Genomic DNA, 8,313 nt, shown 5'->3' on the forward strand with positions numbered 1-8,313 from the left:
GGGCGACGCGGCCGGGTACGTGGACGCGCTCACGGGTGAGGGCGTGTCGCTGGCGGTGCGCTCGGCGGAGATCCTGGCGCGCTGCCTGGCCGAGGACCGGCCCGAGGAGTACGAGCCCGCGTGGCGGCGGCTGTCGCGCACCCACCGGCTGCTGACGGGGGCGCTGGTGCAGGTGGCGCGGCGGCCCGGCACGGCGCGGCTGGTGGTCCCGGCGGCGCGGGGGCTGCCGGGGGTGTTCACGTCGGTCGTCCGCCTGCTGGCCTGAACGGCTCCGCTGGGATCCAAGCCGGTTGCAAGTCAGATGATCTACGATCGCCCGTCATGAGACGAATGGCGCCGGTGGGCGCGCTGCTGGCCTGCCTGAGCGGCTGCGTGATGCCGCCCATGGGCCCGATGGCCGAGGACACCCGCGCCGCGGACCCGTCCGGGGTCGTCGCGCAACGGGAGGAGAGCGGCGTGGGCGTCGAGCGGGGCGTGCTCAAGGGCAGGGTCGTGAGCAGCGCCGGCAGGCCGGTCGCGGGCGCCCAGGTGGTCGCCGACAACCAGCTGCTGTACAACAGCAACCTCATCGTGACGACGGACACCGACGGCCACTACCGGGTCGAGACGGACGTCGCGGCCACGTTCCACGCGACGGCCTCGCTCCAGGTCGAGCGCGACGGCGTCGCGTACCAGGTCGAGTTGCGGCCCGAGGACGACAGCCCGTTCGCCGGCCCGGAGGGGGCGATCCGGAACTTCACCTGGAAGCTCAGCGGCGCCAAACCCGACGGCCTGGGCCACTACGGCGGATCGGTCCTGTTCTACCTGGACGGCACCGACCCGGGCGACCCGGAGACTTTCCTCCAGGACGAAGGGGTCGAGCTCACGCTCACCCCGCAGAGCCCCCTGCTGGACGGCTCGCCGGGAGAGGTCATCACCCGGCGGGCGGCCCGCACACCGGACGGGTCGGGCCTGCTGGACGTGCCCATCGCCCGTTACCGCGTCTCGGCGACCCACGAGGGACGCCCGCTCCAGGTCCGGCTCCGCGGTTCGGACGCGTACGCGGCGGAGATCGTCGCGGACTTCTCCCAGCACATCAACAGCGTCTACTGGATCCAGCTCGAACTGAAGCTGTAGCCGCGTGCCCGCCCGGTGGTGACGGGCACGCGGCCGGAGGCGGGCCGTTACCGGCGCGGGGTGCGGATGCGCGGGATCGGCACCTTCGACCAGTCCAGGTCCGAGGCGAGGTAGAAGCTCGGGTAGGCGGGTTGGTTGTAGGTCGTCTGCTGGCGCGCGATCTCGGCGCGGTACTGCGGGTCGTGCATCAGCGTGTACAGCTTGCGGTCGGTCACCTCGGTGCTCAGGTAGATCCGGACGGCGGAGCTGTCGGCGGTGCGCACCAGGAGTTCCTCGCGCCAGTCGCCGAGCACGTCGGCGACCAGGCCGGGGTTGCCCTTGGTCCAGTTGTTGGTGAGCGTGCCCTCGGCGGTGAGCAGGGTGCCGCGCTTCCAGTCGTCCACCGTCGGCGCCTGCAGCACGGTGGTGGCGGTGCCGTTGACCACCTGGGTCGTCATGTCGGCCGCCCAGCGGATGCTCATGTTGGTGCCGGGCACGTTCCTGCCCAGGTGGTCGCCGCGGGCCGACCAGAGGCCGGCGTCGACGGTCTGGTCGGGCGGCATGGACGACCACGCTTCCATGCCGCGCACGGCGGGGTCGACGTCGCCGGTCATGCCGCGGCCGGTGTCGACGCCGCTGTAGCCGCCGAACAGCACCTCGCCGGTGGCGGCGGCGCGCATGGCCCAGCCGTACGGCGCCCACCGGCCGCCCTCGTGCACGGTCCAGATCTCCAGGCCGTCGCGGTCCGGGTCGAGGTCGGCGACGTGCATGGCGTCGCCGTGGCCGAGCCGGACGCGCTGGCCGGGCACGGCGCTGCCGGGCGGTCCTTCGGCGAAGGAGGAGTAGAGCAGGTCGCCGTCGTCGTCGATGGTCGCGGCGCCGTACACGATCTCCTGCCTGCCGTCACCGTCCACGTCGGCGGCGCTCAGGGAATGGAAGCCCTGCGTGGTGAGGGTGGCGTACTCCGGGTCGGTGCCGTCGACGCCGTGCGGGGAGGCGTTGAACGGGTTGGCCATCGGCACGTGGCCGCTGTCGGCGTACCAGACCTCTTCGAGCCGCCGGCCGTTCCAGTCGTAGGCGACCAGGGTGGAGCGGGTGTAGTAGCCGCGGGCGAAGACCGCCGAAGGGCGCTCGCCGTCGAGGTAGGCGACGGCCGACAGGAACCGGTCGACGCGGTTGCCCGGCTCGATCCTGGCCATCGCGTAGTCGCCCCACAGCAGGCCGTCGTCGCCGCGGCCGGGCTTGTACGGGATGGTCTGCAGCTCCCGGCCGGTGGCGCCGTCGAGCACGGTGAGGTACTCGGGGCCGGTGAGGATGTAGCCCTCGAACTCCCGCAACCGGTTGTTGCCACTACGGGACGGGGCGTACACGTCCACGAAGTAGGTCGCCAGATCGGTGGCCGCCTCGCGCGAGAGCGGGTAGTCGTGCCGGGGCTCGATCCCGAAGGCCTGCTCCAGCGTGGCGGGCCAGCGTCCGGCCGCCACTTCGGGGTGCGCGTGCCAGCCCTGGAACATCCCGACGAGGTGCCCGAAGTAGTCCGCGGCGCTCTTGCGGTAGTCGTCGGCGTGCGAGTACCCGGCCCTGACGTCCTTTCCGGGCATCGTGACGTGGCGCTCGGACAGCACGCGGCCGTCGCGGCCGTAGCGGGTGATCTTGGTGCCGGGGGCGGTCTTGAGCATGGTCTCGGCGCGGCCGTCACCGTCGAAGTCGTAGACCAGGAACTGGGTGTAGTGGGCCCCGGCGCGGATGTTGACGCCCAGGTCGAGCCGCCACAGCAGGGTTCCGTCGAGTTCGTAGGCGTCGAGGTAGGCGTTGCCGGTGTAGCCCCGCTGGGAGACGTCCTTGGAGTTGGACGGGTCCCACTTGACGACGTACTCGTACTGCCCGTCCCCGTCGACGTCGCCGACGCTCAGGTCGTTGGCCGAGTAGGTGTACGCCTCGCCGGCCGGGGTGACGCCGTCGGCGGGCTTCTGAAGCGGAAGATCGTGAAACGATTCAACCCACGGCATCACGGCAGGGCCGCGCTTGCCCTCCCGTCCCTTGACGATCGGGGCGATCCGGTAGGTGGAGGCGGGGGCGCCGGCGCCGTCGAGATAGTTGGTGCTGTCGGTGACCGTGGCGATCGGCCGGCCGTCGCGGTAGACGCGGAAGTCGGTGCCGGTCATGCCGCCCGGGCCGTGCCCGGTGACCTCGTCGCCGAGCAACCGCCAGCTCAGGAACACACCCTGGCCGGTCGGGACCGCCACGAGCCCGCGGTCCAGGCGTTCGAGCTGGACGCCGCCGGAGCGGCCGTGACCGTCGCGGCCCGCCTGGGCGGGCGGGGCGGCGAGGGTCAGGGAGAGCAGGGCCGCCGAGGCGGCCGCCAGTAAGCGGCGCAGAGGGGGTGACATGCCCGGATTGAATCGATATAACAACCGTTTGTCAAGAGTCAGGTGCCCCCGCTGAACAGGTTGAGGATGGGGCAGACCCCTCCACCTCGGCGTGCAGCCGGTCCAGTTCCTCGGCGGAGGCGGGCGAGTCGATCAGCACCTCGTCGCGGAAGCCGTACGGATGGACCGGCACGTCGCTCCCGCCGGGGTGACGTCAGGAGGAGGCCGACCGGGACATGACGTCCGCGAGCGTGACCTCGCTGAGCAGGGCGTGCTCGTGGTCGCGCAGCCGCTCCCAGATCGCGTCCAGGGGGGCGGCGGCCCGGGGGAACCTGCGCGTGGCCTGCTCGACCCCCTCGGTCACGCGGATGACGTCGGCCAGGGAGATCTCGGCGGCGGGACGGGCCAGCCAGTAGCCGCCGTCCGGCCCGCGCTGGCTGTTCAGGAGTCCGGCACGGCGCAGTTGGAGCAGGATGTTGTCGCAGAACCTGCGGGGGATCTCCTGCGAGTCGGCCACCCGCTCGGCGTGCACCGGGCCGTCGGCCTCCGCGAGGGCGAGCATGGCGGCGAGGGCGTACTGGGTGCGTGCGGAGATTCTCATGGATTCCCGTGATGGTCGGAAAAAGGCCCGGCGCCCCTGGTCGGGGGGCCGGGCCTTCAGGCGGTCCGGGGACATCGGGCACGTCAGGCGGAGGTGGTGGGCTCCTGCTTGCGCAGCTCTTCCTCGTACGCCTCCACCGACTCCTGGGCCTTGTGCTTGCGGTACTCGCGCACCGAGTAGGCGATCGCGGCGGCCCAGATGACGGCGATGGTCAGGTACGCGACGGTCTGCACGCCGCCGGGAGCGTCGATCCAGTCACTGCGCAGCAGCGTGCGCACGTTCGTCAGGACGATGAGGCCGCCCACGGCCGAGCCGAGGATGCGCGGCGGGATGTGGCGCACCAGCCACGCGGCGATCGGGGCGGCGATCACGCCGCCGATCAGCAGCACGGCCACCCAGGAGAAGTCGATGTTCTCCGAGCCGAGGCCGACGAAGAAGCCGACGCTGGCCGCGATGGCCACCAGGAACTCCGAGGCGTCGATCGATCCGATCACCTTGCGCGGCGCCAGCCGGCCGCTGGCCAGGATGGCGGGGGTGCCCACCGGGCCCCAGCCGCCGCCGCCCGTCGAGTCCACGAAGCCGGCGAACAGGCCCAGCGGGGTCAGGAAGCGCTTGCGCAGCGGCTTGCCCAGGTTGCCCCGCGGCAGGCCGAAGGCGGTGAACCTGATCAGGATGTAGACGCCCAGCGTCAGCAGGATCAGCGACATGACCGGGGCGGCCACCTCGGTCGACAGGCTGGACAGGAACGTCGCGCCGGCGAAGGCGCCGATCGCGCCCGGCACACCGATCTTGCCGACGACCTTCCAGTCGACGTTCCCGAAGCGCCAGTGGGAGAAGCCCGAGGCCAGGGTGGTGCCGATCTCGGCCAGGTGCACGGTGGCCGAGGCCGCGGCCGGATTGGTGCCGATCGCCAGGAGAAGCGTGGTTGAGGTGACGCCGTAGGCCATGCCCAGGCTTCCGTCGACGAGCTGGGCCGCGAAACCCACCAGCCCGAGCAGGAGGAGTGCTCGCACGATCGACCCTTTCCGATTAATCCTACTTAACTTGTAGGGTTAATGATGATCCAGGGCGGGGAGCCCCGTCAAGCCCTATATCCCTACTTTCTTAGACGGGATATTCACCTGCGGCGCGACCCGGTCCGCCCAGGCCGCCAGCACCTCCGCCAGTTCCGGGAGCCGGGACTCCAGCACGGCCAGGCCGGGGGTGGGCACCAGGGCGCCGAGTTCCACCAGCAACGGCCGCAGATGCACCTCCACCGCCAGCGAGTGCGCCGGGTCGCCCATCACCAGCAGCGGCAGCGCCGCCGCCCCGGCCAGCGCCCGGGGCGGCAGCCGGTCCAGGAACGCCTTGAGCAGGCCGGTGTAGGTGCCCTTGTAGGTGGGGCTCGCCACCACCAGCACGCTCGCCCCGGCGACCCGCTCCAGCGCCGACTCCACGCCGGCCGAAAGGACGGGCGACAGCAGGTGCGGCGCTAGACCAGCCAGGTCGACGACGTCGTACGGCGGCAGCAGCCCGATCCGCTCTCCCACCGCCCCGGCGGCCTCGACCGCCACGCCACGGGTACGGGAGCCTTCACGAGGGTTGCCGACCAGGACGACGAGACTCATGCGATCCTCCGGGGAATGAGGGAATGAAAGGGATGAGACGCCGCAACCGGCTCGCCGGTGCGGGGGTCTCCTCGAGTTCGGCCTCGTCGTCCGGCAGGTCGTACCAGTAGACGTCGCCGGGATACTCGGGCTCGCTCGGGGTGATCATTACACCATTCCTGTCTGACACGCATGATCCGGGCATGGCTGACTCCTTTCGCTGGACGGGCTGGACGGGCTGGACGGGCGGGCTGGACGCGCCGGCTCAGCCGAGCGCGTGCGGCGGCACCGGGATGGCGGGGAACGGGTTGTCGGGCAGGAGGATGACGCGCCGCTCGTGCTCCACGGCGTCCAGATGGAGCAGTGCCGCCCCGATGCCGGCCGCGCCGACCAGGTATCCGGTGTCGGCCGTCACCTCGCCCGGCCGCAGCCGCCGGTACGCCTGGTACCAGCGGTAGCCCCGGCCGTCGTGGTCGGTGGCCCGGCCGATCAGGTCGTCGGCGAGCGAGCGGGCGAAGGTCAGGTGCGCGCGCCGCCCGGTCGCCGCCCACAGCCCGGTGAAGAGCTCCAGCAGGCCCGCGGTGCCGCAGCACTGGCAGGCCACGTTCCAGTAGCCGTCGGTGCGCCGGCGGGGAGCGCCGCTGCCGACGATGCCGGCCGCGAGCCGCTCCACCCACTCCAGGTCGCCCGGGTCGCCGCCCACCCGGTGCAGCTCGTAGAACATCCTGGCCACGCCCGCCGATCCCGAGCAGAAACCGAGATAGTGCAGCCGCCTGGCCTGCGGCACGTGGTGCGGGACGACCGCGCGGTTGCCGGTCACGACGCTCAGCTCCCGGACGAAGCCGGCGCCGCGCCGCGCGGCCCGCAGGAAGACCTCCTCCCCCGTCACCCCGTACAGCCGGGCGAGCAGGAAGGCGGTGCCGGCGGTGCCGGCCAGGAAGCCGGGCGTGACCGCGTCCAGCGGCAGGTCGGCGCACTCGCCGAACCGGTGGCCGGGCACGGGCAGGGCGGCGATGCGCAGCCCGGCCTCGACGGCGGCCTCCTCGTAGGCGGGGGCGCCGAAGTGGGCGGCGGCGCGCAGCAGGGCCAGGACGATGCCGCCGTCGCCGCGCTGGGCCGGCTCGCGGGACCAGGCCACGCCGTCGCCCGCCGCGCGGCCCTTGCCGACGAGGTGGTCGGCGATGGCCGCCGCCTCCACCTCGAACAGCTCGTCCCCGAGCGCCCATCCGGCCTCCATGAGCGCCACCATCGTGCCGGCCAGCCCGTGGTACAGCGTGAGGTCGCGCTGCTCGCGCCAGGTGGCGGCGAGCCGGCGCGCCCCGGCCCGGGCGTCCTCCAGGTACGCCTCGTGGCCGGTGGCGGCGGCCAGCTCCAGGAAGAACAGCACGATGCCGGCCGCGCCCGAGTAGAGCGAGGACGGCTCGGCGGTGACCGCCGACCTGCCGCGCGGGTCGGGGTTGGCCAGCCAGTGCCTGCCGTGCTCGCCGTCCACGGCGGCGGATCGGATCCACCGCCCGGCCAGGATGGCGGCGCTCAGCGGCGAGTCGGCTCGGGCGCTCTGAGGACGGGTCTTGTCCAGGCTCACCCGGCCATTATCCCACACATTTGGTAGGAAAATAAGGTTGAAACTCGCTCAGGTCCAGCCGTCGAGGTGGAGCACCCGGTCGAGCGGCACCCGGGGGGCCGGCCTGAAGGTGTCGCCGGTGTAGTAGGCGGTCGGGATGAGGACGCCCTGCCGGACCTCGGCGGGCAGGCCGAGCAGCTCGGCCACCTCGGCCTCGTACGCCAGATGGAGCGTCGTCCAGGCGGTGCCGAGGCCGCGCGCCCGCGCCGCGAGCATGTAGCTCCACGCGGCCGGGAGCAGCGACCCCCACAGCCCCGCCTGGCTCCCCTCGGGCAACCGGCCGCCGGGCAGCTCGATGCACGGGATCACCAGCACCGGGACCTCCCCCATGTGCTCGCCCAGATGGGCGGCGCTGTCGGAGACGCGCCGCTGCGTCGCCGCCCGGTCCGGGTCGTCCTGGAACAGCTTCCCGGCGGACGCCTTGGACGCGAGATAGGCGCGGGTGGCGCGGCCGTAGTACTCGCCGATCCTGGCGCGCAGCTCGGGGTCGGTCACGACGACCCAGTGCCAGCCCTGGCTGTTGCCGCCGCTGGGCGCCTGGAGGGCGATCTCCAGGCACTCGCGTACGAGGTCCAGCGGCACGGGACGGCTCAGGTCGAGGCGCTTGCGGACGCTGCGGGTGGTGGTGAGCAGCTCATCGGGGCTCAGTGGCGGTGTCGTCATGACCGTATCCTGTCAGGGCCGCGCGGCCGGGCGGCGGCGCGACGACGACTCGCGGGCGCGGCCATCGTCAGCTCCTGACGAACACGTGTTCGATCGATCACTTGACGGGGCATGATCGTGCGAGCATGATCACTCCATTCACCCCCAGTCCTCCCAGAAGCAGGCCATGTCCCCCCTCATTCCTGCCCGTGAACAACCCGCGCCCCCGAGCGGCGCGGTCTTCGTCGACCACAGCGGCCGGCGGAGGAGGTGGTTCAGCGTGGGCGCGGTCGTGGTCAGCACGCTCGCCCTCGCGGTGACGGTGACGCTCGTGGGCGCGGTGCTCGCGGACACGCCACTGCCGGCCGGCGGCTGGCCCGGACGGCACGGGAGCCC

8 protein-coding genes are annotated in these 8,313 nt (G+C 72.4%); 2 read left to right on the plus strand and 6 right to left on the minus strand.

Annotated elements, in window-relative coordinates; translation table 11 throughout:
* Positions 1-265 (plus strand): NAD(P)/FAD-dependent oxidoreductase (locus tag OUY22_RS34285; RefSeq protein ID WP_408638251.1); only part of this gene is annotated, 265 nt, incomplete at its 5' end.
* Positions 266-321: 56 nt separating this feature from the next.
* Positions 322-1,116: a carboxypeptidase-like regulatory domain-containing protein gene (locus tag OUY22_RS34290; RefSeq protein WP_270159452.1), complete on the plus strand. Its 795-nt coding sequence runs from the start codon at positions 322-324 to the stop codon at positions 1,114-1,116.
* Between the two features lie 47 nt (positions 1,117-1,163).
* Here OUY22_RS34290 and OUY22_RS34295 read toward each other — a convergent pair whose 3' ends face one another.
* The 6 genes from OUY22_RS34295 to OUY22_RS34320 all read right to left on the minus strand — a co-directional run bounded on the left by OUY22_RS34295 (position 1,164) and on the right by OUY22_RS34320 (position 7,938).
* Positions 1,164-3,485, minus strand: coding sequence for a rhamnogalacturonan lyase (locus tag OUY22_RS34295; RefSeq protein WP_270159453.1), 2,322 nt, complete (start codon positions 3,483-3,485; stop codon positions 1,164-1,166).
* 193 nt (positions 3,486-3,678) lie between these two features.
* On the minus strand, positions 3,679-4,065 hold the full coding sequence (locus OUY22_RS34300) for an RrF2 family transcriptional regulator (RefSeq protein ID WP_270159454.1): 387 nt from the start codon (positions 4,063-4,065) through the stop codon (positions 3,679-3,681).
* 83 nt (positions 4,066-4,148) lie between these two features.
* Positions 4,149-5,078 carry a sulfite exporter TauE/SafE family protein gene (locus tag OUY22_RS34305; RefSeq protein ID WP_270159455.1) on the minus strand — a complete coding sequence of 310 codons (930 nt, stop codon included), beginning with the start codon at positions 5,076-5,078 and terminating at the stop codon, positions 4,149-4,151.
* A gap of 75 nt (positions 5,079-5,153) precedes the next feature.
* The gene (locus tag OUY22_RS34310; protein WP_270159457.1) at positions 5,154-5,672 is read right to left on the minus strand and encodes an NADPH-dependent FMN reductase; all 519 of its coding nucleotides are present in this window, start codon (positions 5,670-5,672) and stop codon (positions 5,154-5,156) included.
* 244 nt (positions 5,673-5,916) lie between these two features.
* Positions 5,917-7,236, minus strand: coding sequence for a lanthionine synthetase LanC family protein (locus OUY22_RS34315; RefSeq protein ID WP_270159458.1), 1,320 nt, complete (start codon positions 7,234-7,236; stop codon positions 5,917-5,919).
* A gap of 48 nt (positions 7,237-7,284) precedes the next feature.
* Positions 7,285-7,938, minus strand: coding sequence for a nitroreductase family protein (locus tag OUY22_RS34320; protein ID WP_270159459.1), 654 nt, complete (start codon positions 7,936-7,938; stop codon positions 7,285-7,287).
* Positions 7,939-8,313 lie beyond the last annotated feature (375 nt).

The sequence above is a fragment of the Nonomuraea corallina genome (assembly GCF_027620315.1).
In the GTDB taxonomy this organism is placed as follows: Bacteria; Actinomycetota; Actinomycetes; order Streptosporangiales; family Streptosporangiaceae; genus Nonomuraea; species Nonomuraea corallina.